The organism is Nonomuraea antri (genome assembly GCF_013283785.1).
Classification (GTDB): Bacteria; Actinomycetota; Actinomycetes; order Streptosporangiales; family Streptosporangiaceae; genus Nonomuraea; species Nonomuraea antri.
In genome coordinates this window covers 1-26,368 of the sequence record NZ_JABCPZ010000160.1, presented here as the reverse complement: position 1 = coordinate 26,368, position 26,368 = coordinate 1, and the positions used below count along the sequence as shown (strand labels likewise).

The 26,368-nt window shown below is 69.6% G+C and carries 24 protein-coding genes and 2 pseudogenes; 10 read left to right on the top strand and 16 right to left on the bottom strand.

Annotation, left to right across the window (positions count from 1 at the left end; genetic code table 11):
• The 5 genes and pseudogenes from HII36_RS37650 to HII36_RS37630 form a co-directional block, all read left to right on the top strand.
• Nucleotides 1-219 (top strand): annotated as a pseudogene (locus HII36_RS37650) (IS256 family transposase); the annotation flags it as partial.
• Between the two features lie 81 nt (nt 220-300).
• Nucleotides 301-633 carry a YciI family protein gene (locus HII36_RS37645; RefSeq protein ID WP_236004291.1) on the top strand — a complete coding sequence of 111 codons (333 nt, stop codon included), beginning with the start codon at nt 301-303 and terminating at the stop codon, nt 631-633.
• Nucleotides 630-1,889 (top strand): RNA polymerase sigma factor, encoded by a 1,260-nt coding sequence (locus HII36_RS37640; RefSeq protein WP_173528102.1) that lies wholly within the window; start codon nt 630-632, stop codon nt 1,887-1,889. Before HII36_RS37645 ends, HII36_RS37640 begins: the two co-directional genes overlap by 4 nt.
• 75 nt (nt 1,890-1,964) lie before the next feature.
• Nucleotides 1,965-2,540: a dihydrofolate reductase family protein gene (locus tag HII36_RS37635; protein WP_173528101.1), complete on the top strand. Its 576-nt coding sequence runs from the start codon at nt 1,965-1,967 to the stop codon at nt 2,538-2,540.
• 27 nt (nt 2,541-2,567) lie between these two features.
• The gene (locus tag HII36_RS37630; RefSeq protein WP_173528100.1) at nt 2,568-3,050 is read left to right on the top strand and encodes a nitroreductase family deazaflavin-dependent oxidoreductase; all 483 of its coding nucleotides are present in this window, start codon (nt 2,568-2,570) and stop codon (nt 3,048-3,050) included.
• Nucleotides 3,051-3,240: 190 nt separating this feature from the next.
• Here the strand turns inward: HII36_RS37630 and HII36_RS37625 are convergent, their stop codons facing one another.
• A complete protein-coding gene (locus HII36_RS37625; protein WP_173528099.1) occupies nt 3,241-3,582 on the bottom strand; it encodes a hypothetical protein in 342 nt (113 codons plus the stop codon).
• 46 nt (nt 3,583-3,628) lie between these two features.
• Here HII36_RS37625 and HII36_RS37620 point away from each other — a divergent pair, with 46 nt between their 5' ends.
• Nucleotides 3,629-3,928, top strand: a complete 300-nt coding sequence (locus HII36_RS37620) for a transposase (protein ID WP_173528098.1) — start codon at nt 3,629-3,631, stop codon at nt 3,926-3,928.
• Complete coding sequence (locus HII36_RS37615; protein ID WP_173528097.1) at nt 3,925-4,797, top strand: IS3 family transposase; 873 nt, start codon at nt 3,925-3,927, stop codon at nt 4,795-4,797. Before HII36_RS37620 ends, HII36_RS37615 begins: the two co-directional genes overlap by 4 nt.
• Nucleotides 4,798-4,880: 83 nt before the next feature.
• Here the strand turns inward: HII36_RS37615 and HII36_RS37610 are convergent, their stop codons facing one another.
• Together HII36_RS37610 and HII36_RS37605 are read right to left on the bottom strand one after the other, a co-directional pair.
• Entirely contained in the window at nt 4,881-5,297 is a 417-nt protein-coding gene (locus HII36_RS37610) for a hypothetical protein (protein WP_173528096.1), read from the bottom strand.
• 384 nt (nt 5,298-5,681) lie between these two features.
• Nucleotides 5,682-6,140, bottom strand: coding sequence for a hypothetical protein (locus HII36_RS37605; RefSeq protein ID WP_173528095.1), 459 nt, complete (start codon nt 6,138-6,140; stop codon nt 5,682-5,684).
• A 144-nt stretch (nt 6,141-6,284) separates the two neighbouring features.
• Between HII36_RS37605 and HII36_RS37600 the strand changes: the two genes are divergently transcribed.
• From HII36_RS37600 to HII36_RS37590, 3 genes and pseudogenes are all read left to right on the top strand, one after another.
• Nucleotides 6,285-6,692 carry a hypothetical protein gene (locus HII36_RS37600; RefSeq protein ID WP_173528094.1) on the top strand — a complete coding sequence of 136 codons (408 nt, stop codon included), beginning with the start codon at nt 6,285-6,287 and terminating at the stop codon, nt 6,690-6,692.
• A 249-nt stretch (nt 6,693-6,941) separates the two neighbouring features.
• A pseudogene (locus HII36_RS37595) lies at nt 6,942-7,104 on the top strand (tyrosine-type recombinase/integrase); the annotation flags it as partial.
• Nucleotides 7,105-7,527: 423 nt separating this feature from the next.
• Complete coding sequence (locus HII36_RS37590) at nt 7,528-8,316, top strand: SDR family oxidoreductase (protein WP_173528093.1); 789 nt, start codon at nt 7,528-7,530, stop codon at nt 8,314-8,316.
• A 207-nt stretch (nt 8,317-8,523) separates the two neighbouring features.
• Here the strand turns inward: HII36_RS37590 and HII36_RS37585 are convergent, their stop codons facing one another.
• From HII36_RS37585 to HII36_RS37525, 13 genes are all read right to left on the bottom strand, one after another.
• A complete protein-coding gene (locus HII36_RS37585; RefSeq protein ID WP_173528092.1) occupies nt 8,524-9,243 on the bottom strand; it encodes a heparin lyase I family protein in 720 nt (239 codons plus the stop codon).
• A 257-nt stretch (nt 9,244-9,500) separates the two neighbouring features.
• Nucleotides 9,501-12,374, bottom strand: coding sequence for a polysaccharide lyase family 8 super-sandwich domain-containing protein (locus HII36_RS37580; protein WP_173528091.1), 2,874 nt, complete (start codon nt 12,372-12,374; stop codon nt 9,501-9,503).
• A gap of 86 nt (nt 12,375-12,460) precedes the next feature.
• On the bottom strand, nt 12,461-13,861 hold the full coding sequence (locus tag HII36_RS37575; protein WP_217370455.1) for an extracellular solute-binding protein: 1,401 nt from the start codon (nt 13,859-13,861) through the stop codon (nt 12,461-12,463).
• Between the two features lie 12 nt (nt 13,862-13,873).
• Nucleotides 13,874-15,142 (bottom strand): alpha-L-fucosidase, encoded by a 1,269-nt coding sequence (locus HII36_RS37570; RefSeq protein WP_173528090.1) that lies wholly within the window; start codon nt 15,140-15,142, stop codon nt 13,874-13,876.
• Nucleotides 15,139-16,857 (bottom strand): beta-N-acetylhexosaminidase, encoded by a 1,719-nt coding sequence (locus tag HII36_RS37565; RefSeq protein WP_173528089.1) that lies wholly within the window; start codon nt 16,855-16,857, stop codon nt 15,139-15,141. The genes HII36_RS37570 and HII36_RS37565 overlap by 4 nt, the downstream gene beginning before the upstream one ends.
• On the bottom strand, nt 16,854-17,687 hold the full coding sequence (locus tag HII36_RS37560) for a carbohydrate ABC transporter permease (RefSeq protein WP_173528088.1): 834 nt from the start codon (nt 17,685-17,687) through the stop codon (nt 16,854-16,856). The genes HII36_RS37565 and HII36_RS37560 overlap by 4 nt, the downstream gene beginning before the upstream one ends.
• Nucleotides 17,684-18,571: a carbohydrate ABC transporter permease gene (locus HII36_RS37555; RefSeq protein WP_328808069.1), complete on the bottom strand. Its 888-nt coding sequence runs from the start codon at nt 18,569-18,571 to the stop codon at nt 17,684-17,686. The genes HII36_RS37560 and HII36_RS37555 overlap by 4 nt, the downstream gene beginning before the upstream one ends.
• Nucleotides 18,572-18,724: 153 nt before the next feature.
• Nucleotides 18,725-19,888, bottom strand: a complete 1,164-nt coding sequence (locus tag HII36_RS37550; protein WP_173528086.1) for an ROK family transcriptional regulator — start codon at nt 19,886-19,888, stop codon at nt 18,725-18,727.
• Between the two features lie 238 nt (nt 19,889-20,126).
• The gene (locus HII36_RS37545; RefSeq protein WP_173528085.1) at nt 20,127-21,860 is read right to left on the bottom strand and encodes a hypothetical protein; all 1,734 of its coding nucleotides are present in this window, start codon (nt 21,858-21,860) and stop codon (nt 20,127-20,129) included.
• Nucleotides 21,857-22,549, bottom strand: a complete 693-nt coding sequence (locus HII36_RS37540) for a response regulator (RefSeq protein ID WP_173528084.1) — start codon at nt 22,547-22,549, stop codon at nt 21,857-21,859. The genes HII36_RS37545 and HII36_RS37540 overlap by 4 nt, the downstream gene beginning before the upstream one ends.
• Before the next feature lie 88 nt (nt 22,550-22,637).
• Nucleotides 22,638-24,044 carry a hypothetical protein gene (locus tag HII36_RS37535; protein WP_173528083.1) on the bottom strand — a complete coding sequence of 469 codons (1,407 nt, stop codon included), beginning with the start codon at nt 24,042-24,044 and terminating at the stop codon, nt 22,638-22,640.
• A gap of 91 nt (nt 24,045-24,135) precedes the next feature.
• On the bottom strand, nt 24,136-25,326 hold the full coding sequence (locus HII36_RS37530) for an MFS transporter (RefSeq protein ID WP_173528082.1): 1,191 nt from the start codon (nt 25,324-25,326) through the stop codon (nt 24,136-24,138).
• A gap of 92 nt (nt 25,327-25,418) precedes the next feature.
• Nucleotides 25,419-26,368 (bottom strand): LysR family transcriptional regulator (locus HII36_RS37525; RefSeq protein ID WP_328808068.1); only part of this gene is annotated, 950 nt, incomplete at its 5' end.

Genomic DNA, 26,368 nt, shown 5'->3' with positions numbered 1-26,368 from the left:
GGATGCGCTGGGCGGTCAGGTGAACGCCCGCATTCGGTGGGTGGTCAAGGCCCGCGGCCACTTCCCCAACGAGCAGGCCGCGCTGAAGTGCGCCTTCATGGCGATCACGAGCCTGGACCCGACCGGCAAGGGCCGCGAACGCTGGATCGCCCGCCGGAAGGCCGCCCTGAACGCCTCGCCATCCCCTTCGAAGGCGGTCCGACCCCGGCCGTCCGCTAAACAACTCAGATCACTGGACAGCCCCTCGCTCTCCGGCGCTGATCTGTCAGTGGGGCTCGGCAGGATGTCATCGTGAAATTCATGTTGATGATCTGCGATGACGAATCCGTTCAGGAGGGGCCGGAAGAGATCGGGCGGCGGCCGGATCACATCGCCTGGATCGAGTACGTGGAGAGCCGCGGCGTGGTGCTGCTGGGCGGCGCGCGGCTGCGGTCCAGCGATTCGGCCATTTCCGTACGGGCGCGTGCGGGTGACGTACTGATCGGCGACGGGCCGTTCATCGAGACGAAAGAGCAGATCGGCGGGTTCGCGCTGATCGAATGCGCGGATCTCGACGAAGCCGTCGAGGTCGCGGCCAGGCATCCGTTCGCCGCGCACGGAGTCGTCGAAGTGAGGCAGGTCTGGGAGGCATGAGCGGCGAGGTCGAGCAGGCCGTGGCCGAGGCGTTCCGGCGCGACTGGGGGCAGATCGTCGCGACCCTGATCGGCGCGACGGGCGACTGGGATCTCGCCGAGGAGTGCGCGCAGGACGCCTTCGCGCAGGCGCTGGAGCGCTGGCGGCGCGACGGCGTCCCGGATCGGCCGGGGGCCTGGCTCACCACGACCGCGCGCAACCGCGCCATCGACCGGCTGCGCCGTAACGCGGTCGCCGCGGCCAAGCTGAGACAGCTCGCGGTGATTTCGCGGGACGGCGCCGCAGAAGGCGACGAGAGTGGTCCTGATGAGGTCGCCGTCAGCGGCGTGCACGACGACCGGCTGCGGCTGATCTTCACGTGCTGCCACCCGGCGCTGGCGCTGGAAGCGCGTGTCGCACTCACTCTGCGAACCCTCGCGGGCCTGACGACGACCGAGATCGCCAGAGCCTTCCTGGTGCCTGAGGCGACGATGGCGCAGCGCCTCGTCCGCGCCAAACGCAAGATCCGCGAGGCGGGTATTCTCTATCGGGTACCGCCGTCCCACCTGCTGCACGAACGCACGAAGGCCGTTCTCGGCGTTCTCTACCTGCTGTTCAACGAGGGCTACTCGGCCACGAGCGGAACCGACCTGGTGCGGCGGGGCCTGAGTGACGAGGCTCTCCGGCTGACCCGGTTGCTGGCCGGGCTCATGCCCTCGGAATGCGAGGTCACCGGCCTGCTGGCGTTGATGCTGCTCCACGACGCGCGCCGGGACTCCCGGCTGGATTCCTCCGGTGACCTGGTGCTCCTTGAGGATCAGGACCGCACCCGCTGGGACGCCGCCGAGATCGCCGAGGGCGTCGAACTGCTGAAGACGGCCCTCGGGCAAGGGCGGCCGGGTCCCTACCAGATCCAGGCGGCCATCGTCGCCTGCCATGCCACCGCGAAGAGCGCCGCGGACACCGACTGGGAACAGATCGCCGCCCTCTACGGCCACCTCGCCGGCCTGGTGCCCTCACCGGTGGTGGAGCTGAACCGGGCGGTCGCGGTGGCCATGGCGCACGGCCCGGCGGCGGGCCTCGACCTGGTCGACTCACTCCATGCCGCCGGCGCTCTGACCGGATACCACCTGCTGCACGCCACCCGCGCCGATCTGCTCCGCCGCCTGAACCGCACCGGCGAAGCGGCCGCGTCCTACCGCCAGGCCCTGGACCTGGCGACGACCGACAGCGAGCGCCGTTTCCTCACCCGGCGCCTCGCCGAGACAACGGCCTGAAATTTTTCCGCGCGAGTGTCGATTCGCCCGACCGCGTTCGTCGGTGGGGCGGAACAACACTCTCAGGAGGCTGGTATGCGGAAGATGATCGCTGGACTGAAGATCTCGCTCGACGGGATGGTCGAGGGATCGGAGGGATACGCGGACTGGGTCGACGCCTGGTGCGAGGAGTACGGGCTGACCTCCCAAATCGACACGTGCGTGCTGGGCGGCCGCATGTACCCCGGTTACGAGCAGTACTGGACCGCGATCCAGGACGCGCCGGACAAGCCGCACCCCCTCAGCGGCAAGGTGCCGGCTCCGGAGGAGCTGGAATGGTCGCGGTTCGCCGCCAAGACCCCGCACTACGTCCTGTCGAACACCCTGACCTCGGCGGCGTGGCCGCACACGAGCTTCCTCCGGGACGTCGCGGACCTCAAGGCACTCAAAGAGCAGCCGGGCAAGGACATCTATCTCATGGGCGGCGCGCAGATCACCGCCGGCCTCATCGATGCCGGACTGGTCGACGAGCTCCGCCTCATCGTCTACCCGCTGATCGCCCAAGCGGGCACACCGCTGTTCGCCGCGGCCGAGAACCGTCACAACCTGGAGCTGCGGAAGGTCCAGCAGCTCTCGGCCGGCCGCGTGAGCCTGACGTACGAGATCAGCTGACGGCCGAACGACGGGTGGAGGAAGATCATGACGGACTCGGCCACAGCCGCATTCAACGCCAGGATCATCGAGGAGTTCCGCGCGAACGGCGGCAGCGTCGGCGGTCCTCTGGCGGGCACCCCGCTGATCCTCCTCCACCACGTCGGAGCCAGGTCGGGGATCGCGCGCGTCACGCCCCTGGCCTACTCCGCCCAGCCGGACGGTCGGCTGGCGATCATCGCCTCCGCCGGCGGTTCCCCCATCCACCCGGACTGGTACCACAACCTCAGGGCCAACCCCAGAACCAAGATCGAACTGGGCGCCCGGACGTTCGGCGTCCTGGCGCTGGAACTCACCGGCACCGCCCGCACCGACTTGTGGCGGAAACTGGCAGCCGAATCCCCCAACGCCGCCGAGTTCCAGACCAGGACCACCCGCCAGATCCCGGTCTTCCTCCTGGCCCTCCAACCCCCCGACGACGGCCCTGACGACGGCCCTGACGACGGCCCTGGTCGGCGGTCCGCCCGGTGAGCTTCGTCGTCGAGGCCGAGCACTTCCGGCGGGCGCCAGAGTCCCGGACGCCGCTGACCGCCACCATCACGTCCACCCCTCAGTCCCATCAGGTCGTCGACCACCTCATCGGGTCATGGAGGAGCGGGACGAACGGTTCGTGAGGGCTGGTAGCCGGAGACGACCCGGATCTGGCTGACAGATCGCGCCGTCAGCGCAGCGTAGAGACGAACGGCAGCGCGGCTGGAGGTGGGCGCGAGATGTGCTGCTTTCGCAGGCCATCGGCGCTCTCGGGAATGATCGGTACACCCGGGGACACGGGCGCGGACGGCTGCCCGCGGGCGAGCCGGTCGAGGACGGCGAGCTTGCGGCCGGCGGCGTCGAAACTGATCTGTAGTTCTTGGACTTCGCCGAGCCAGCCGTTGATGCCGGCTTCCTCGATGTGGTCGCGCAGGTTCCGGGCAATTCGTTCGAGGCGCCGGCGTTGTGCCGGCTCAATGCGCAGCACGGGGCAGCGAACGCAGACTTGGGCTTGATCCGCTTCGACGGACATCTGAGATCAGGGGTTCGTCCCCGGAAGGATGTCCATGATGGAGAGCATGGGGAAGAAGAAGCCGCGTCCTCGCCGCTCGTTCACACAGGAGTTCAAGGCCGAGATCATCGAGCTGTGCCAGCGGGGCGACCGATCGATCCGCGAGGTGGCCCAGGACTTCGACCTGACGGAGACCGCGGTGCGGCAGTGGGTGCGCCAGGCCGAGGTCGATGCCGGCCAGCGGGATGGGCTGACCAGCAGCGAGAGGGAGGAACTGGCGGCGCTTCGGCGGGAGAATCAGCGGCTTCGTCAGGACGTTGACATCCTCAAGCGAGCGACGGCTTTCTTCGCCAAGGAGACCCGGTGAGCGTGCACCCGTTCATCGAGGCGGAGAAGCAGGGCGGCCACAGCGTCAAGCGGGCGTGTGAGCTGCTGGGGGTCTCCCGTGCCGCCTTCTACGCGCGTCGCAGTGCGGTGCCCGGTCCGCGCGCGATGCGCGATGCCGAGCTGTCCGAGCGGATCGCCCTGGTGCACGCTGGCTCGCGGGGCAGCTACGGCGCGCCGCGGGTGCATGCCCAGCTGCGTCGGGAGGGCGAGCGGTGCGGCCGTCGGCGGGTGGCCCGGCTGATGCGCGTGCTGGGCCTGGCCGGACGGTATCGGCGCCGTCGGCGCCAGAGCACGATCCCCGACCCGAACGCCGACAGGCGGCCGGACCTGATCGAGCGCGACTTCACACCGGACGCGGCCGGTCTCGATACGCGCTGGTGCGGTGACATCACCTACGTGCCGACCGATGAGGGCTGGCTGTATCTGGCCACCGTCATCGACATCGCCTCCCGCCGGGTGGTGGGCTGGGCCACGGCCGATCACCTGCGTACCGGCCTGGTCGGCGAGGCCCTGCAGCAGGCCTGCACCCGGCGCCGGCCGGCTGGGCCGGTGATCTTCCACTCGGATAGGGGTTGCCAGTACACCAGTGCCGCCTACGCTCGGGTGGCCGGGCGGCTCGGGGTGCGGTTGTCGGTCGGCCGCACCGGCCAGTGCTGGGACAACGCGCTGGCCGAGTCGTTCTTCTCCACCCTCAAGGGCGAACTCCTCGACCTCCGGTCCTGGCCGACCCGCGCTGCGGCCCGCAGCGCGATCTTCGAGTTCATCGAGGGCTGGTACAACCTGCACCGCCTGCACAGCAGCCTGGGCTACCGTAGCCCTGCCGACTACGAGGCCGCCGCAGCAGCCTGACCACCACAACGACGGTGTCCGTCAAAGCGGAACAAGCTCAACTTCTCTGAACTCGCACTTGAGTGGTGATCGAGTCCGGAGCGTCAGTGCTCGCGGTGGAGCTCGTGGTAGGTGCGAAAGTCGAAGAAACGCAGACCGTCGATCACGGTCTCAGACTCGATTTCCTGCAGGGTCCAAGGGTGGGCAGAGTAGTCGTCAGTCGCCACGCCTCCGTGCTCAAGCAGCATCGCGATCAGTTGGTGGACCTCCGCCGTGCCGTCGATTCGCCCGGAAATGTCGATCTGCACTGCCCAGGTGGGGTGGCTGCCGATGGCCGCTTCGAGTACTGCCACATCGTCGGGATCCCAGTCAGCGAAGAGGCAGCCTGTCTGCTCATCGTCGATGTTGATGTAGAGGTTGCCGGTCAGAGTCCACGGATCGCGCTGCTGGGGCAGGTGCCGATCGAGCGAGGCGACGGTCTCGGCTCGCTCACCTGCGGGGAACACGAACACACTACGCATGAGCGGAGCGTAGTGCGGCTTTCGGTGACCTCACCGAGGCCGAACGCGAAGGTCGGCGAGGAGAAGCCGAAGGCCTGCGGGTCGGTCTGGCCGCGGCGAACGCCGAACTCGCCCAGCTCGACAACCTCACCGTACGCCGCACCACAGCCGTCGACCTGGGCGTGCCGACCTTCTCCGACATCGCTGTCCGCACCACCACTGCGTCGACGAAGCCGCCACAGCCGTGAATATCCATGTCTGGCCGCAGGAGTGAGCATCTGGCACATGCTTAACCGAACTGATCTTGAGGGGCTTTCGGCACCCGATGAGAGGTCGGTGACAGGGTGTGCTGGAGATTGATCGGCTCAAATTGAAGATTCGGCGTGTCGTGTCCGGGCCTTGGGATCAGACGGAGTCGACCAGGTGGTGGGAGGGTCCGTAGCCGATCTTCCAGCTCGCGCAGTAGCCGATGAGGCCATCGGTGGTGCATCGGACTGCGATGCTGACCCAGCGGATGTCCGAGGTCGGGCCGTCGTCGTAGAAGGTGAAGCCGACTGCGGTCTCGAATTGGTCCTCGCCGCAGGAGCACTCGACGAAGTACTCGGCTTCGGCCTCTTCTTCCGTGGTCGGCCAGTAATCCTCGCTGTCCAGCATGTAGGCGGTCTGGTCGCAGCTGACGCAGGTGCGGCGGACGCATGTAGACGATTCGTCGGTCTCAAGGACGAAGACCTGACCTGTGCAGTGGTCGCAACGTGCCGTGACCACTGCGTGTGCTGGGTAATCGTCCGGTTCTGCGCCGAAGTAGGCGACGAGATCGTCGAGGTTGTCTCCAGCCCATCGGTCGTTGACCGTCCTGAGTGCCACGAGAGCACGGTAGCGGACGTTTCGGATCGGATGCAGCCGGGCGGCGCATCATTGTCGGCGTCCGATCGAGCGTCCAGCGGATCGGCGGATGTCGGGCATACCGAGGCTGACGACGGTCGTGTGGGAGATCGAGTCTCCCATGGCTTGGAGTTTCCGCTTGGCGGCGGCGAGGGTGGTTTCGACCGCGGCTACTTCGCCGAGCCGGCCCTGTTGTTCGGCCTCGGTGAGCCGGTCGATGAGGTTGGCGTGGATCTCTTCCAGTCGTGGCTTCTGAACTGGGTCAACGCGGAGGAGGGGGATCTGACACAGGCGTTTTCACGCGCGCATGGGGTTCCGAAGCCGCGGCCGCGTACTCCGAGCGCCACCTTCCGCAGCTCGAAGTGGGCAAAGAATTCTTCCCATTCGCCAGCGGTAGGCCCCGCTGGGGCGTTCGGCTCGGCGGCGGGCGATGAAGGCACGATGATGGGTGATGAAGGCACGATGGTGGGTGATGACGTCGTCGGGGTAGATCGCGGCGTCGCCCATCGTGGTGTCGAGCGGGCGTGTCCGTAGATCTTGGCGGCGATGTGGGGTGGCAGTCCGGAGCGCAGGGCGTCGGTGACGAAGATTCGACGGAAGTCATGGGGCCTGCGCCTGCCGATAATTACATCCGCGCAGGTCATGACTCTGCGAGGGCTTCGCATGGCCCACGCGAGTTCTGGTCACCCCGGAAACGGGAGCGGGTACGGCAGGATAATCCGAGCCCTCCACGAATACGCACATGCGGCTTGAACTGCACGGATGGAGTTTTCGGCAGGCGTAGTCTCCACCTGGCTCAACGCAGGGGTACCGGCCAATATAGGTAGCCGAATGGGCAGGTCACAGCGTGGACGTCCTGCTCAGGATCTACGCCAAGTGCATCGTCGGCCAGGATGAGGCCGCCCAGCGCCGCATCGACGCCGCGCTCAACGACTCCAACTTGTGAGCCAGAGCAGGCTCGGAACCGTGGGGACGTATTGGGGAGGGAGACCCGCAAACGATCGGTTCCAGCCGTAGACAGCCGGACGCAAGAAACCCCCCGTCTCCGCACGAAAGTGCAGGTCAGGTGGAGGTTTTGGCTGTTCGAGAGCAGTAGGGCGGGTGGGACTTGAACCCACGACCCACGGATTATGAGTGCGCTTTGTCCATGCCGCAGGGTGCCGCGAAGTGTCCTTTGGTGTCACTCAGGCCGTATCCCGTACACGCGAGCAACCACGGCCGTTGATTCGACGTCCAGCAGGATGACGCTTCTCGCCCTGAGTGAGGGCGACGTTGACATCCAGGAGGCGCCTTGTGAAGCTGGCGACAGGGGTGCCAGGTTCCTCCGCAAGCGGCCGTACTCGTTCCCCTTTCGACAGGGAGAGTCCCGATGGAAGGCGCCGTCGCAGTCGTGACCGGAGCCGCGCGTGGTATCGGCCGCGGCATCGCCCTCGTGCTCGGCGAGGCCGGGGCGACCGTCTACGTCACCGACCGCGAAAGCCGTGGCCAGCGCCACTCCGATCTCCCTGGCACCGTCGAGGACACCGCCGAACAGGTGGATGAGCGCGGCGGTCACGGCGTTCCCGTCGCTGTCGATCACACCGATGACCGCGCTGTCGAAGCGCTCTTCGGGCGGGTACGCGACGAGTGCGGAGGTCTCGATCTCCTCGTCGCGAACGCCTGCAACGGCAACGCCCTGCCCTTCGCGGGCGGTCCGTTCTGGACGCTTCCGCTCGAGCACTGGCACAACATGATCGACGTCGGGGTTCGCAGCCATCTCGTCTCGGCCTGGTATGCCGCGCCGCTGCTGATCAAGCGGCGCGGTCTGGCCGTCCTGACCGGGTTCACCGACCCGGATGCCGAGGTGATCGCCGGGCACGTCTTCTATGACCTCGCCATGACCAGCGTCAGCCGTCTGGCTCATACGCTCGCCCATGACCTGGGCCCGCACGGGGTGACCGCACTCGCTCTTTCGCCCGGTTTCACCAGGACGGAGGCGATCGTGGCGGCGCTCGGCGAGGACGTGCCGGGCGGCGACTCCGTGGAGTTCCCTGGCCGGGCCGTGCGGGCCCTGCTCGAGGATCCGGACGTGGCACGGTACGCCGGACGCACGCTTCCTGTCGCGGACCTGGCTGAGGAGTACGGGTTCTCGGACACGCCGGCGGGCCGGCAGAGGTAGCCGCCGGCCGCACCTCTCCGCGAACCATGACATTCCGCTTGACCTGCATGGATGGCATTTCCGGCAGCCACAGCGCTCGGCCAGGTAGGAGCGAACCGGCGCAGCGGTCGGCTCGGCGACGTCCTCGCCCTGGTGAGCGGGCGAAGGCGAACAGGCCGTCGCCGACGCCCGGCACACAAAGCGGTCCCGGCACACAAAGCGGTCCCGTCAGTCGACGTCGGCGCGCGAGGTTCCCATCTTGGGGTCGTCCACCCAAACCTGTGACGAGACCTCCGTCCAGCCGCCACGGTAGGTACCCCACCGAGGCTTGTTGCCGCGGTCGTCCCACGTGCGTACGCCGGTCCGGGAGGCGATCAGCGAGCCGTCCTTGTAGACCTGGATCGAGCCGGTGTCGTCGGAGCGGGTGGTGAGGCCGAGTTCGATCTTGTGCCAGGAGTCGGCCGACCAGGCGGCCGTCCCGATGAGATGCCACTGCTCACCCGGAGCCACGTACCACACCTTGAACCGGCCGTTCTCGACGAACAGCAGTACCGGGTAATTTTGCTGGTGCTGATCGTTCGTGCCGTTGGACTTCCATTGGAAGACCGCCTGGGCGGTGCCGGTCTTCGTCGCCAGAGACCAGCCGAACCAGAGGGTCTTGTTGTCGGCCAGGTGGCCCTCGGCGCCGGCCATGCTGTGGCCTTCACAGCGGTCGACGCCGGCCGGCTTGTGGAACTCGAAGAAGTTCCCGTGGCCTTCACCCCAGTTCTTCACCCGTGCGACGCCGCCGGGGCACAGGATGGCGGCGAAGACGCCGGTGCCCTTGTCCGCGTTGCCGTCCCAGAGCACGGCGGCATGTGCTGGGCTCGCCGTGAGGAGCGTCATGGCGGCGGCTGTCGCCGAAGGGGCGAGCAGCAGCCTGGGCCGGAGATCGCGTCGGTGTGTCATCTTCTCCCTTTCTTGGGGGAGCGGGCCGGCCACTCGTGACGGCCCGGGGTTCCGGAGGAGTGAGCCGAGGTGGCGCTTGATCTTCCGATGCGCGACGGCGGCCCGGTGAGGTCGCCTGAGGCGGGGTTCCAGTGCGGATCCGGTGGCGGCGGTTACGGTGGTGGGCTTGGAGAACATCCTGCTGACGCCCTGGTTCCCGGTGACCTCGGGAGGGGCAGGCGGGCCGATCCTGCCGAGGTCCGGAGTTCCCGCCGGCCTTACATGATCTTCAGGTAGGGGGCGTTCTCCGGGCTTTCCCGGTCCTGGAAGATGACGGCCAGGCTGCCCGAGCCCGCCCCGTAGAGCACCAGGGAGGCGGTTTTCGGTGCGGTGGCGAGGTAGGAGGTGAGGTCGAGGCGATACCAGCCGGGACTGGAGACGGTGATGTCGCCGAGGTGCGCCGACGTGTTCGGCGGGCGGTTGTTCCAGGCCATCGTGGTCTCGTCCCAGGAGCTGTCGGCCACGCCGTAGGCCGACAGCTTCGTGGTGGTGCCGCCGCTGTCGGCCACCTGCCCGTACAGCCACAGCTCGGCGGCGGCGGGACGGGTGCCGGCCAGATCGCCGAGGTCGAGCTTCAGGTAGGAGGCCCGGGTGTAGCCCGTGCTCTTCTTGGCGACGACGAGGCGGGTCGCGTTGAAGTTCTGGCCGGCGTAGGAGCCGTCGCGGACGTAGGTGTCGGCCACGACGGGCAGCTTGACGCCCGCGCATCCGGCGGTGCTGAGCTTGGGCCGGGCGGTCGGGTCGACCGCGGCCGTCAGGGAGATGCTCCGGCCGCGCGAGCCGGTGACGTCCACGGCGAAGCGGAGCGTCGGAGTGGTGGACAGGATCTGCACCCGCGGGTCCGCGGAGATGATGCCGCGGACCTCGCGGGCCACCTCGAAGACGAGCCTGGACTGCCGCTGGGTGGGGTCGGAGACGGCGATGGCCAGCTCCGAGCCCTCCTTGCGCAGGTCCAGCGACGCGCCGGCGCCGCTGTGGCTGCGGACGAGGCCGGCGGTCTGGGCGCAGGTCCAGAAGGTCGCGGCCAGGCTGGTGTTGACCCCCTCGGTCTTGATCACTGACTGCACGGCCGGGCTGTTGTCGGCGATGCGGACGCCCTTGCCCTGCGCGATCTGGCCGGCGTACGCGGCGGTCTGGTCGGCGGAGGCGCCGGGCAGCAGGTAATAGGCGTAGGAGGCCTGCCTGGGGCCGGCGCCGTGGTCGAACCAGAGCGTGGCGTAGTCGCGGCTGACCTGATCTCCGGGCTGGTCGGGCCGGTCGGAGCCGATGTCGGACCACCGTCCCGTGCGGCGCTCCTGCTTTCCGCGCAGCGTGTCGGAGCCGGCGGGGAACAGGTAGCCGCCGGTGCCGGCGAGGTGCAGCCAGCGGGCGCCGGAGAGGTCGTCCATGGCCCGGCCGCCGTCCGCGGTGACCTGGCCGGGGTTCATCCGGTTCTCCACCGTGGTCTGCGCGGCCACGTTGGTGCCGGTGATGTCCGCGCCGAGGGCGACGATCACGTCGCCGACGGTGAACCAGGACTTGCGTCCGGTCAGGTCGATGGCCCGGCCGGTGCCGGGGTCCTGCTGCGCGGTGAAGCGCATGCCGAAGGAGGACGACTCGGTGCCCAGCGAGGCGCCGCCCACCCAGGCGTCGGGGCCGCGCCAGGAGCTCCAGTTGGCGTCACGGGCCGTGCGGGGATAGCTCTCCTGGGTGGCCGTGGTGGTGCCGGGCAGCCGATAAGGGTCGACGGTGGGCCAGAAGCCGTCGGTGTACTGGGCGCCGTCGCTGTAGAGGTAGGTCATTCCCTCGCTGGTGTACCAGCCGTAGAGGTTCTCGCCGTTGCCCGACTCGTAGGCGGCGATCCGGCTGCTGCGGGCCGAGACGGTGAACAGGTGGCCGGGCCGGTGCACCGCCAGCCGGTCCATCGACGGGAACACCTTGGTCAGCGTGAGGTCACCCCTGCGCGGCGCGCCGGCGATGACCGTGTGGGCCGCGACGATGTCGCCCACACCCACGTACTCGAGGTACGGCTGTGCGGTGCCACTCGCGATCAGCTCGCGCAGCATCGCGGCGAGGCGCGGCTTGTCGGAGTCGGATGCGGCCGGGTGCAGCAGCACCGCGCTCTGGATGAATCGGCGTGCCTGGTTGTAGTCGTCGTCCAGCTTGCGGCTGATCGACCGGCCACGCACCCCGGCGATCATCTGGCCGCGGAAGGTCACCGGCTCGAAGCTGTCGAAGATCCACTTGAAGACGTTGGCGCGGTTGGGGTCGGTCACGTCCCAAGGAGACCCGGCGAGCAAGGTCATCGTCTTGGCCAGACTGGACAGCAGGACGGTGCCGTAGGAGCCGGTGTAGGGGAAGTAGGTGTGCTGGATGAACGAGCCGTCGGCGTAGAAGCCGTCGCCGCTGGTGACGGAGGGGAAGATCTGGCTGAGGGCGTCTCGGCCCATGGCGATGACGCTCGGGTCGCCGAGCAGCAGTCCCCGTCGGACGGTGATGTACGCCTTGTCCGCCCGGTTTGCGCCGGTCTCGGTGACGCTGGGCTGGTTGGTCCGGGTGGTGGGGTCGGGGCAGAACTTGGCGATGGCGGCCAGCAGGCCGGTCCGCACATCGCCGGGTACCGCGTCGCCCAGCAGCATCAGCACGTCGACCAGCCGGTCGGGCGCGCCGATCTCCCAGCTCCACCAGCTCGTCTCGCTCTTGGAGGTGTTGTAGCGATGGGTGTGGATCCAGGTCAGCCCCGCGACGATCATGTCCCGCAGCGCGGCGTCCCCCGCGAAGCGGGAGCCCTTGGTCTGCAGGGCTGTGGCCATGACGCGCAGGCGGGCGGTGCTGGTGGCCGTGTCGTCGATGTGCGTGGTGGACAGGTCAGGCCATAGGTGGGTGCGGCTCGGCGAGGTCACCATCGTCGAACGGTGCTGTTCGGCCTCGGCATCGAGGCGGCCGATCGCGGCCGCCAGGTCGGGGCCGGCCGGGTCGTAGGCCTGGCCGCCGGTGAGCAGGACGCGCCACCGGGAGATCGTGTCGGGCACGGGGTCGGCGAACGCGGGTGTCACGCCGACACCCACGATGAGGGGACATAACAGGGCGAGTAACGCCAGAGCACGGCGCACGGATCCTCCACTCCCGGTGTTCGTGACAGGAATCCCCCGACTGTGTCGCCGCGGGCGCGGCACCCGCAGGCGCCCGCGGCGGCATCTCACTGGCTCGCGGCCAGCAGTTCGTTGGCCTTGGTCTCGGCGGCCTTCAGCGCCTCCTCGGGGGTCTTCTCGCCCTGCATGGCGAGCTGGACCTCCGCGGCGACGGCCTTGCCGACGGCGTCGCCCCAGGCGGCGTTCTCCGCCATGCGCGTGGCGATCTCCTCCGGGGTGGTGACCGGGTTGCTCTGCGCCTGCTCGGCACCGAGCTTGCGCGCGGTGGAGAACGGGTCGGTGCCGGACTGGGTGGTGAAGAAGGAGTCCTTGAGCGCGTCGGCGGCGCTGGGGAAGATGGCGACCTTGGGGTCCTTGACGAAGCGCAGCTGGTTGTCGGAGTTGGTCAGGAACTTGGCGAACTCGGCAGCGGCGTAGGCGTTCTTGCTGGTCGAGGCGACGGCGATGTACTGGCCTTCCCAGACGTTGAAGGCCTTGGCCTCCACCGCGGCGGACACGCCGAGCTTGGGGTAGAGCGTGGGGGCGTTGTCCTTGATGTAGCGCAGGAAGCTGGCGTTGCGGTCGCCGAAGACGAGCTTGCCGGCGGCGAAGCGGTTGGACAGCTCGGTGGGCTCGGCCGACAGGGTGTCCCTGGGCAGCGCGCCGGCCTTGTACAGGTCGGCCATCCGGGTGACCCACTTGATCGCGTTGGGGTCGCCGGAGAAGCCGAAGGTCTTGCCGTCGGCGCCGAAGAACTTCACTCCGAGCGACTGCCAGTCGGTCTTCAACCGGTGGGACGGCGTGGCGACCGTGGCGTGGTACTTGCCGCCCGAGACCTTGGCGACCTTCTCGGCGGCGTCGAACAGCTCGAAGACGTCCTTGGGCGGGGCGGCCGGGTCGAGCCCCGCCGCCTTCATCAGTTCGGTGTTGAACGCCAGGACGTTGAAGCCGCCGTACCAGGGCATGGCGGTGTGGCTGGAGGCGCCGGCGAACTTGGTGCGAGCCCACATGTTGGGGATGAACTGCTTTTCCGCGTCCGGCACCTTGGTGTCCAGGTCCAGCAGGTAGCCGGCCTTGGTCAGCGCGATGGCGGTGGGCTCGTTGAGGTTGACCACGTCGGGCAGCGTGCACGCGGCGGCGTTGGCCAGCAGGCGCGGGGCGAACTCGCTGTCGCCGGGGTCGTCCACCCACTTGATCGTCACTCCGGGATGCTTCTTCTGGAAGTCGGCGATGATCGGGTCGAAAACCTGGGCGAAGTCGTTCTTCAGGCTGGTGGTCTGGAAGGTGATCTCGCCCTTGACCTCGCCGGTGAGCGCCCCGGCGCCGACGTTGCCCTTGGCGACCTCGCAGTTCCCGGCCATGGCGGTGTCGCCGCCGGCCTCGGGGGCGCTGCCGCCTCCGCCGAGGCCGCAGGCGGTGGTGGTGAGGGTGACGGTCATCGCGGCGAGCGCGAGCTTGCTGATCTTCACGGGCGGGGTTCCTTATCGGGGGGTGAACGTGAGGGACAGAACGAAGGCGTGCTCGACGCGATGACCGTCCGGTAGTCGTACGACCACTTCGCCGTCGCCCGGGAACCAGGCCAGGGATCCGTCGTGGCCGAGCAGTTCGACGGTGTGCGGCGGGTCCGGCACAGGCACGCGTACCTGGTCGAGGTCGGTGCGCAGGCCGATGGCGTAGACGGTGTCGTCGCGCCGGGTGAAGACGAGGTCGTCGCTCTCGTACGGTTCGCACGGGCGGGTGCCGTAGATCGCCTCGCCGTGCACGTCGAGCCAGGCGCCGATCTCGGCCAGCCGCTCGTGGACGCCGTCGGGCAGGGCGCCGGTGTGGTCGGGGCCGATGCCGAGCAGCAGGTTGCCGCCGCGGGCGACGATCCGGCAGAGCAGCCGGACGATCTCGCCGGCGGGCTTGTAGGTCTCGCCAGGACCGAAGGTGTACCAGAACGGGCCGAGCGTGATGCAGCTCTCCCACGGGTGGGGCTGGATCTGTCCGGGGACCGTCTGTTCGGGAGTCCGGTAGTCCTCCTGCGGGCCGTACACCTCGCGGTCCACGACGAGAAGGCCGGGCTGCAGCTCGCGGGCGCGGGCGGCCAGCCCGGGCATGTCGAGGTCCTCGCGTGGCGCCTTGACCCAGCCGGCGTCGAGCCAGAGCACGTCCACCGGGCCGTAGCCGGTCAGCAGTTCCTCGATCTGGCCGTGGGTGTACTCGATGAAGCGCCGCCATCTCTCAGGGTCGTCGTGGTTGGCGTACCTGTCGGGGGTGGGCAGGCCGGGCGTCCAGTAGTCGGGGTGGTGCCAGTCGGCTTTGGAGAAGTAGACGCCGACGCCCAGCCCCCGCTCGCGGAAGGCGGCGAACACCTCGCCGGCGACGTCGCGGCCGAGCGGGGTGTTGGTGGACTTGTAGTCCGACAGCTTCGTGTCGTACATGGCGAAGCCGTCGTGGTGCTTGGCGGTGAACACCACGTACCGCATGCCGGCCGCCGCGCAGGCCGTGGCCCACTCGTCGGGGTCGAAGCCGGGGGCGTCGAAACCGTCGGGCAACTTCTCGTAGAAGGCGCGGTAGCCGTCGGGGTCGTCCTGCCAGGGGGCGGGGCGGGCCATGAAGTCGGCGCCCTCCTGACAGAGGGTCCAGCTCTCGAACACGCCAAGACGGCTGTACGGGCCCCAGTGGATGATCACGCCGAACTTCTGGTCGCGCCACCAGTCCAGCTTGGCCAGCACGGCCGGGTCGGCCGGCCACACGTATTCCGTCACGTCTTGTCTCCCCACCATTCGATGTCGAGCCCGTCCGGAGCGCCGACGGCTCTGAAGCGGGCGAAGGTGCCACGGTCCTCGACGGTGAGCACGTTCCACGTGGGGGCGGGCAGCCAGGTGACGACCGCCAGGTCGACCCACGGGCCGTCCGGGCCGGGGGCACCCTGGAAGTGGGTGCCGCGCACCGCCTCCAGCGCCTGCCACAGCTCGTCAGGCCATTTGCCGTCCGCCGCGCGCGCACCCTCCGGTACGCGCGGCCTGAACCGGACCCGGGCGAGGCGGGCCGGTACGCCGTCGGACCCGGGCACGACCCGGTACGGCGGACCGCCGCCCGGGAGCGGCTGCGCGTCGACGGCGTCCAGGTAGGCGTCCACGTCCGCGAGACGGGGGCCGCCCCACATGCGGTCGGCCAGCACCTCCAGCGGCCTTCTCGCATACCAGTCGAAGTAGGCGTCGTCCTGTTCCTCGGCCCAGTCCGCCCACACGCACAACTGGTAGCCGTCCACCAGCGTCTCCGCCGACGGGTTCCACTCCTCGTACAGGAAGCGGGCATCGGGGGTCACGTAGTTGACGCCCGGCCGGTTGCCCGGCGCCGTGCGCGGGGTGACGTAGTGGGTGGTGCTCGGCGAGGCGATCACGTGGTAACCGAGCTTGGTGAAGCCGGCCAGGTCGCGCTCGGCCGCCTCCCAGACGGTGACCCGCGTGTCCGTGTCCGGGCGCAGGCGGTAGTCGCCGTGCGAGGCGTGCTCCCACCAGTTCCACAGCTCCGGCTGCTTGCCCCGCTCGCGCACCACGCCGGCCAGCTCGTTGACGAACGCCACCAGCGCGTCTGTCGGGCGGTAACCGGGATGCAGCGAACGCGCGTAGGCGAGCAGCGACGACGCCTGGGACAGGGCGGGCTCGACCGGCCATTCGTCCCCGCCGATGTGGATGCGCTCCACCGCGGGGAACGCGTCGCAGAACGCGCCGAGCAGTTCCTTGATCCACTCCCGGTTCTCCGGCCGGGTGATGTCCATCGTCCAGGACGGGGTGGGCGAGCCGGTCCAGGTGGAGCCGTCGTTCAGCACCGCGTCGGCGGGCCGCAGCCCGGGGCGCCGCTCGATCACGGCGGTGGCGTGGGCGGGCAGGTCGATCTCCGGCACCACCTCGATGTGCAACGCCTGGGCGTAGTCGATGAGGTCGGTCACCTCGGCCACCTCGTAGGCCGGTTCCGTGGCCAGGTCCTCGAAGCCGGGCAGCCGGATCCGGAAGCCGTTCCACTCGGTCAGGTGCAGCTGGAGGCGGTTGTAACCCAGCCAGGCCATCCGGCGGACGAAACCGCGCAGGTAATCGGGGCTCCAGTGGCGTCGGCCCAGGTCGAGCATGACACCGCGGGCGCGTACGGCCGGCCCGTCCTCGATGACGCCTTTGGGCAGCTCGCGCCCGGCCAGGAGCTTGAGCACCGTCTGCAGGCCGTAGAAGGCGCCCGCGTCGTCGGCGGCCGCCACCGTGACCCGGTCGGCCACGCTCAGCCGATAGCTCTCGGGAGCGAGATCGCGCCGGTGGACGAGAGCGATGTCGGCGACGCCGTCGGTCTCCGGCAGCCGCAGGCCGGTGGCGGATCGCAGCTCGGGCAGCAGCGGACCGGCACCCGCGCTGATCGTCGTCGTATCGGCCAGGCGCAGCCGTCCGGTGCCGGGGTGATGGGTGTGCGGGGTGGGGACGAGAGCGGTCACATCTTCACCGCGCCCGACTCGACGCCGCGGTAGAACCAGCGCTGGGCCAGGAAGAAGAGCACCACGACCGGGATGACCGAGATCATGGACCCGGCCATGACCAGCTTGTCGTCGACCCCGAACGAGCTGGACGACAGCCGCGACAGGCCCAGCGTGAGCGTGAAGTTCTCCTCCGAGCGCAGCACGATCAGCGGCCACAGGAAATCGTCCCAGGCGCCGATGAAACTGTTGATGGTGATCACCGTCATCGCGCCCTTGGCGGAGGGCAGGAACACCCGCCAGAAGCGGGTCCACTCTCCCGCGCCCTCCATCAGCGCGGCGTCCTCGACCTCGCCCGGCACCGCGAGGAACGCCGCACGCATGATCAGCACGTTGAACGCGCCCACGACGCCCGGCAGCCAGGCCCCGGCGAGCGTGTCCACCAGCCCCATGTCGCGGATGCTGAGGAACAGCGAGATCATGATCGACTCGAAGGGGAACATCATCGCCAGGATCAGCAGCAGGAACACCGCCTTGCGGCCGCGCCAGCCGGGCCGCGAGAGCATGTAGCCGCCGAACGAGGCGAAGATCAGGTTGCTGACGATGCCGAGCACGGCGATGAGCGTGCTGTTGGTCACGTACGAGGCGATCGGCACCGCCTCGGCGATCTTGACGAAGTTGTCCAGCGTGACGTTCTGGGGGAGCAGCGAGGCGTTGTCGCCATAGACGTCCTCCCCGGAGCTTTTGAGCGCTGTGGTCAACTGCCACAGCAGCGGCCCCACGGTGATCGCCAGCACGGCGAGCAGCAGCAGGTAGCGGCCGGCGAGTCCCGCCGCCTGTCCGGCCCTCACTTGCCCTCTCCCTTCGAGATCTTCTGGCCCAGCAGGGTGAACCCCACGGTGAGCACGAACAGGGCGACCGAGGCGGCCGCGCCGTAGCCGGCGTTGCCGGTCATGGGGTCCAGGCCGACGTCGCGGATGTAGAAGGGCAGCGTGCGCGCCTCGCCGCCGGGGCCGCCCGTCGCCCCGCCCAGGGCGTACACCTCGGTGAACACCCGCAGCGAGCCGATCGCGGTGAGGGTGCCGACGATCAGCATCGTCGGCCGCACCCCCGGCACGGTGACGTGCCAGAACCGGCGCATCGGGCTCGCCCCGTCGACCGAGGCCGCCTCGTGCAGCTCCTTCGCCACGTTGCCCAGGGCGGCCAGGTAGAGCACCATGTACCAGCCCAGGCCCTTCCACACCGTCATCGCCATCGCCCCGAACAGCACCAGCGTGGCGTCCGACAGGAACGGGATCGCCTCGCCGGGCAGCAGGGAGTTGATCAGGCCGTCGTCGCGCAGCAGCCACTGCCAGCTGAACCCGACCACGATGACCGAGGCCAGCACCGGGGTGTAGAACGCCGACCGGAAGAATCCGATGAACGGGATCTTCTTCTCCACCAGGACGGCCAGCAGCAGCGGCAGCATCACCATCAGCGGCACCACCACCAGCGCGTACAGCACGCTGTGCCAGGTGGCCGACCAGAAGCCGGCGCTGCCCAGCAGCCGCGTGTAATTGTCCACGCCGACGAACGAGGAGGGCCCGCCCAACGGCTTGGCATCGGTGAACGACAGCAGCACGGTGTTGAAGAACGGGAACACCCCGAACACCAGCGCCGCCGCGACCGCGGGCGCGCACCACAGCCATGGCACCCACCAGGGGCGGTGCAGGGCCGCGCCGGCCTTGTCGCTCACTCGCGGCGGCGACTCCCGCCGCGGGGCGGAATCCGCACGAGGCGGCGCGAGGGTCGAGAAGCTCATGTCATTCCCGTTCAGAGTCGAGGTCACGTACGGCGAGGGCGCGCGCAGCGCTTCGGGACAGCCGAGGCAGACCGCGAGGAGACCTGGTCACTGCCTGCGGCCGGGGCCGTAGATCTCATCCCGTACGGTCTCCAGGGCCATCAGCACGGCGCCGCGCAGCACCGAGTTGCCCTCGACGGCGGAGGTCACGATGCGCGGGCGCAGCGGGGTCAGGTCGGCGACCTCGGCCTCGATCCGGCGGGCCAGCGGGCCGCAGGCACGGCCCACCTCGCCGGTCAGCACCACCAGGCCGGGGTCGACCACCGCGCAGACCGAGGCGATGCCCAGCGCGATCCGCCCGGCGACCTCGGCCAGGAACTCCTGCCCGCCGTCGCGCAGCACGTCGGCGACCGTGCGCCCGCGCAGCCCGTGCTCGCGGGCCAGTGCGAGGACCGCCGCCGCGCCCGTCCTGCCCTGGAAACCTCCCTTGTAGCGCCCGCCTCGGCGCTGGCGCATGCGTTGCAGCGTCGAGCCGTACACCGGCAGGTAGCCCACCTCGCCCGCGCCGCCGCCGCTGCCCCTGCGCAGCCTGCCGCCGAGCACCAGCGCCATGCCGATTCCGGTGCCCAGCGACAGCAGCGCGAAGTCCTCGCGGTCGCGTCCCGCGCCGAGCCGGTGCTCGGCCAGCGCGCTCAGGTTCACCTCGTTCTCGAACACCGCCGCCAGGCCGAGCTCCTCGCGCAACTGCGACAGCGGGCCGTGGTGCCAGCTCGGCAGGTCGAAGGAGAACGCCATGTCCCCGGTGGCCGGATCGACGATGCCCGGGGTGCCGACCACCACACCGTGCAGGTCGTCCACCCCGATTCCCGCCTTGGCCGCGGCCTCGGCGATCGCCTGCCCGACCAGGCTTATCGAGTTGTCCTTCGGCCGTGTCACGATCACCGCCGTGCCGACCGTACGGCCGGTGATGTCGGCGACCACCGCGTGGACCTCGGCCGCACGCAGTTCCGCGCCGGCGACGTGCGCCCGGTCGGCGATCACCGCGTAGGTGCGCGCGTTCGGGCCGCTGCGTCCCTCTCCCGCCTGCCCGGCCTCGCCGATCAGGCCCGCCTCCAGGAGCCGGTCCAGCAGCTCGGCCACCGTCGGCTTGGCCAGCCCTGTGTGCTCGACCAGCTGCGCCCGGCTCAGCGGGCCCAGCTCGATCATCAGATCCAGCGCCAGCCGGTCGTTGATCGCCCGGATCAGTCCGGCGGAGGCCTTGCGGCTGCTCATCGCTCTCCCGTTCAGATAGGGAGGTTCCCTATCAGTTGTGGTGACCGTAAGAGCGTGCTCCGCGGATGTCAAGGCTCCGCATGTGTCTGAATGACGCAGATCAGGCCCTTGTGGCGCTAAGGCCGATGCGTCTAGGCTCCCGGAACTGGCAGGGACCCTTCTTTATCTTGCTGGATGTGACACGTGCCCGGACGCCGAGTCGTCACCCATGACGCGATCCGTACCCTGAGCGCCACTGTCACGGGGTGGGGGCGGAGGTCGATCCGGTTGTGGCACTTTGGCGCGGGCGGGTGCGGTCGAGTCGCCTGCGGATGTCGGCCAGGCGCTCGGCGGCGTGCCCCGCCAGGAAGGGGTCGATGTGATCTCTGTATCGGCGGAGCCGGCGTTCGGCCTCGGCCACGTCAGCCTCGACCAGTCGGAACACCTCTGCGCGGCCCTGGGCGTGCGCGTCTTCGACCGCTGCCTGGTGCCGTGCGGCGATTCTGGCTTTCAGTTCGGCCGTGTCCTGATCGAGCATCCCTCGTACGTCCGTCGCTCCCACGGTGAACAACGCCGGCCACACCAGGATCACGACATCGCGTGGATGCGGCGCGACGGGCGACAGGGCCACTCCGACGGCGACGATGCCCGCGCAGACGCCGATGGTCCGCCATCGCCGCGAGGCAGGCAGGCCCGGCCAGTAGAAGACCGCGATCGGCCCGATGAACAGCAAGAAGTGCAAGAACGGCGCCCGGGTCAGCCCGCCGGAGGACACGTTCTGCATCAAGAGTGTGGACGTGACCGCGTCGAGGGTGGCGAAGATCAGGGCGGCCCGCAGAACGCGCGGATGGGCAGCCGCAGCCCAGACGGCGACAGCGGTGTGCGCCCACCATGCCATCATCAACCCGATGACGGCCAGGGCGAGTCCGGCGGGTAGCGGAACGGCCTCGAACGAGGGAAGACAGTGGCCCAACGATCCCACCGCGCCCAGCCCGAGTATCAGCGGGCCCGGGTCGTAGGGTTTGGTGGTACGGTCCTGGTCCGCGGCCAGACGCACCAGCCGGCCCGCGATGATGAGCCGTCGTTCCCGGCCCAGCGCGGCGGCGGGGCCGCGGGCCGACACGGTCACCGGGCCACGTAATCGCATCTCCTTCAGCACCTGTCCGAGCAGCGCCACCTGGCTGGGAACCAGCACCATGGCGCCGTCCCCCTCCCTGATACGGAAGTCGACATCCCTGGAGAGATCGGCGTCTTCGCTGTTGTGCAGGGTCTGCCAGTTGCGCAGGGCGGTGCCCAGGAATTCGTGCTCGCCGAAGCCTTCGGCGAGCCGTTGCCGCCACGCTGCCAGCGGTGAGCGCGGGACCGGCCCGGTTCCGGCCAGCAGCGGCCAAACGCGAGTGGCCTGATCCACGACGGTATCGTGACCGAACGCGACGCTGCTCTGCCCGGCCAGGCGAGCCCGGCTCACGCTCGCCTCCCGCTCGGCCTCCGCGACACGTAGCCGCTGCCTCAGTTGATGACGAACATAGCGGCCGATGATCCAACCGCCGAGGGCTCCGGCGCCCGGCCACAGGACCGGTGCGATGGCCGCCGCGCCTCCCGTCACCAGCAGTGCCGCGTTCGCGGTGCCGCCGACCAGCAGGACGACCACGAATGCCGTTCGTCTGCCGCGCAGGGCGGTGTCGAGCGCCAGCGGACAGGCCAGCAGGGCCGGCGCATCCACGGGTTCGACCGTCAGCGTGCACCAGAGCGCGACGTCGGCGCAGTCCAGCGGCAGCCGCAGAGCGTAGGGCACCGGGCGACGGCGAAGCCGACGGGCCAAGAACAGGTCGTACAGCAGGCAGAGCAGCGTGGCGGTGATGATCAGACCAAGCGGGAGCCGCACTGCGGTGCCGGCGATCGCGGCGGTCATCACCCGGCTGGCGAAGCGCAGGTTGATGAAGAATCTCGTGGTGGCGACGTCGATGGCCGCCGGCGCCGCTTCGATGGTCAAGACGGTCGTTTGACCTTGGTGGCCCACGTCAAGAACCGGTTGAGCTGGCGCCGGGAGGGCTCGTCCTGCGCGCGGTCGGGTGGGAGCCCGTCGCTGTTGACCGTGGCGAGCCGGGCGATCTGGTTGAACTCCTCGCGGATCCTGTCCCACACTCGCCCGCGCGGGTTCTCACGCCGCGCCAACCGCGAGGGGATGTTCTCGGCCAGGGCATAGGCCACGGCGGCATTGACCCTGGTGTGCCGGGAGATCCCGAGCCGCTCCTCCTCCGGGGTGCGTCCCGCCGGTGCGGCCAGCACACTGCTCGGGCGCAGCACGGCCGACAACATGGCCTGCTCGTCCATCAGACTGCGGCGATCGTAGAGGTAGTCGGCGCCCGCCTCACGCATCCGGCGGCGTACCGCTTCGTCGTATGCGTGACCCGTCACCACCATGACCCGCGGGCGGTGGTCCGCCCCGCACTGACGGCGGATCTCCTCGACTACTGCCACGCCGGGGAACTGGTCATCGGTGCGGCTGTCGTCAGCGGCGTCCACCAGAGCGAGGTCGATCTCGCGCCATCGTCGGCCGAAGAGCAGCGCGGCCTCGTGATCGAGCACGGCCAGAACCTGGATCCCAGCGCATTCGCCGAGGAAGGCGGCGACTCCACGGCGAACGTAGGGATCATCGTCTATCACGACCATCCGCGTCATTTCGCCTCCCCGCCAGATCGTAAGCGGGTAGGTGTGCTCGCGCCAGGAAGCCGCTCAGCCGACGTACGAGCCGAAGCTGAAGGCTCGGCTATCCGGTCCGGCGTGGGATCGCGAGCAGGGCGGCCGTCAGTGACATCGCTACACCGAGAAGCCAGACCTGCGGGATGAAGGCGGGAGCCCACTCGGCCATTCCCAGCAGGAGTGCGCTCCACTCACCGCTGACGAAGATCGACGCTGCGATGGCCAGGCCGATACAGACCCAGGCGACGTCTGGATGCAGCGCGAAGAGCAGGAGGACGAGAGCCGCCACGTTCACCGCGCGTCCTGCTCCCGTGCCCTCGGAGACGTCCAGCAGGCGGCTGACGACGGGCCACAGCCCGGTCAGGAGCGCGGCGACGAGCACGGCCCATCGCCGCAGGCGCGCGACGATGACCACCGCGATCAGGCCTGCCAGCAGCGGCAGCACGATCCAGGCCCAGGCGGGACCGGGGCTGGGCATCTCGCGCGTCATCTCACCGCGCATGGCCTGCACGTGCTGAGGCGTTCGGTCCCAGAGCAGCAGGGCCGAAGAGCCCGGTTGCAACCCGAACGTGGCGACCATGCCGCCCGCGAACGCCACCCTTCCCCCGTACTCCCGCCAGCGTGGATCTGCCGGCACCCCTCGCCGGGGCAGGGCCAGCCCGATCATCGCCGTCAGCACGAGCCCCGTGCCGAGCACGTTCACGGGGTTGAGGCGGAACACCATCTCGCCGAGGTCGAAGACCACATCGGCGAGCGACCAGAGCACCGCCAGGGACCCGACACCGATCAGCAGCCTGAACGGCAGCCGCGGCTCATCCGTCCACGCCTGGCCTTCCGGAATCCGGCAGACCCCCCGCCGGACCGCGACCAGCGTCAGGACCAGCGTCGCCACCACGAGCAGCAGTGGCCAGCCCCGATGGGCCAGCAGCGGCTCCACCACCCCCTCATCACTCAGTGCGATCAGGATCGGAACGCCCGCGGCCAGACCGGCTGCCACGCCTGCGCGTACCCAGGTCACGACGGCCGGCGCAGCCAGATGACACCAGTACAGCAGCGTGACCAGGAGTTGGAAGCCTGCCGCCAGCAGGAGGGCGTGCAAGGCGCCCCCGAGTCGTCCGGACCAGCTCAACAGCTCCACCGGAGAGAGCAGCATCAGCAGAAGAGCGGACAAGCGCAGGAGTCCCGCGACGATGCCCGGCCTGTCGACCACTTGGGTCGGCGACAGACCGAGGAAGCCGATCCACAACGCCACCACACCGGGCAGGAAGAACATGGGCGACTCGGAGAGCCCGTCGCGTGGTCCGTTCAGCGCCGGGGCCAGGACAAGGAGCGCACTCGTCGTGCCGGTGAACGCCAGGGCCAGGGTGAGCGACTTCCGGCCGATCCCGTCTGTCTCAGGGCCTGCTTCATGGTCCGTGCGGGCGATCACCGCGGTCACCACGGCGCCGTAGGCGCGCATCAGCTTGTCCGGCATGCGGGGGACCCTATTGCGGGGCGGTGCGCATTTTCCGGACGCGAATCGCGCAGTGCGCGGACGACAGTCGGTCCGGTCCGGGCTCCCGGGGCTACGACGGCCGGGCCGGGGTGAGCGGTTCGGCGGACACTCGGAGGGCCGTCGCCACGAGGAGGGCCAGCACGAGCGAGGCGACCCCGACGATCGCGAGCGCGGCGCCGAGACCTCCCGTCACCGCGGTCAGGGCGCCGACGAGCAGCGGCGACAGGAACTCCCCGAGGAACAGGGCACCCGTCCACAGCCCGGTGCCCCGGCCGCGCTGGGCGAACGGCAGCCGGTTGACCGCCCAGGTGAGCAACGTGGGCAGCAGCGCCCCCGTGCCGAACCCCGTCAGTACGGCGCCCGCCACGATCAGGACGACCGACGGCGCCGCGAAGATCAGCAGGAGGCCGAGACCGGACACGACGAACTCCGCGACGAGCAGCTTGCGCGCCCCGAGGACGGAGACCTTGGCGAACAGCCCCGCCCCGACGGCGGTCGCCAGAGACATGAGCGCCGTGACGCCGCCGATGGTGGCCGTGTCGGAGACGCCCGCGCCGTCCAGGACGTAGGAGAGCTGGACGATGAGCGTGTAGAAGACGGCGCCGCCGCCGACGGTGACCAGGCAGGGGACGGCCAGCGCGCGCCAGGGCCACGGGCTGCGCTCCCCATCGTGCCCGGCGGGGGCCGGCTGCCACAGCAGGGCGGCCATGGGGATCGCGGCGAGCGCGGCGACGGCGTACAGCCAGAACGGAGTGCGCCAGCCGCTCGCGCCGAGCAGCCCGCCCAGGGCGAAGAAGGCCGTGGCGGCGACCGTGGTGACCAGGGTCTGCAGGCCGAGGTACCGGATGCGGCGGGGGCCGGACCAGTAGTCGGCGATCAGCGTGGTGCAACAGGTCATGATGGCCGCCTCGCAGACGCCGACGAGCGCGCGGCTGGCCAGGATCGCCTGGATCGAGTCGAGGTAGAGCGGCGCCGTCCCGCAGATCGCGTAACAGACCATGGTGACGATCAGCAGGCGCTTGCGGTCGAACCTGTCGGCGATGGCGCCCGCGAAGGGCGCGCCGAGCGCGACGAACAGCGCCGGTACGGTCAGGATCACGGGGACCAGGACGTCCACACCTGGTGTGGCGGCGAAATGCCGGCTGATCTGGGGAAGGACCGGCGAGAGCAGGACGGCGCCCAGCACGGGCATGCAGCTGCCGATGAGCAGCAGGATGAGCTGGGGCAGACCCGCCTGCTTCGCGGTGGCCGGCTGTGACATGCGGGCCTCGCTCGGGGTCGCGGGGGATGGTGGTGGCCATCACTGTTGGACACCGGACGCCGCGCGCGGAAGAGCGTAATTCGTGATGTCCGTTATTCGGCGGGTGGATGGTCCGGGCTCCCGCCCAGGACGCGCGCCGCCTCCTCGGCCCTGTCGCGCAGCCAGACGTGCGCGGGGTCGTGCCGGTGCACCGGGTGCCACCACAGCGCCATCCGCACCGGGACCGCGGGGAACGGGCACGGCTCGACGCGTACGCGCGCGGCTCCGACCGACAGCCGGGCCAGCCGCTCCTGCATGAGGGCGAGCCTGCGGGTCCGCTCCACCAGCAGCGGCAGTGACTGGAAGGTGGGGGCGTAGACCTCGGTGCGCCGGCTGATCCCCATCATGCTGAGCTGGCGGGCGACCAGGACGTCGTGATCGCCCTGGTACGCCACCCAGGGAAGCCGGTTGAGATCGTCGAGGGTCGGCGGCCCGGGCACGTCGGGATGGTCGTCGGCGACCAGGCACATCCAGCGGTCCTGGTACAGCTCCACGGTGGGCAGATTCTCGATGACGCCGTGCGGCAGCAGCATCCCGTCGATCGTGCTGAGCGCGGTGGCGGCGTTCTCCACCAGGGTGGGGGAGAGGTGGCGCAGGTGGAGCCGGACGTTCGGGGCGCGCTCGTGCAGGACGCGGGCGAGCTCGGCGCCGAAGACCGCCGCCCCGTGATCCGTGCAGGCCAGCGTGAAGTCGCGCGGCAGGGACGGGTCGAAGGCCGCCGCCTGCGCGCCGAAGACCTGCTCCAGCAGATCGCAGGCGGCGGCGCTGCGCTCCCGCAGGACGGCCGCGAGCGGGGTCAGGACGTAGACGTTTCCGGCCCGGGTGAGCAGGGGGTCGCCGTAGTGGCGGCGCAGGCGGGCCAGCGCGGCGCTCATGGCGGGCTGGCTGAGGCCGAGCCGGGCCGCGGCGCGGGTGACGCTGCGCTCCTCCAGCAGGGCCCGGAGCGCGGTGACGAGGTTGAAGTCGAGCTGCGTCACGCGGTCGTCCCCTGCCGATGGGAGGG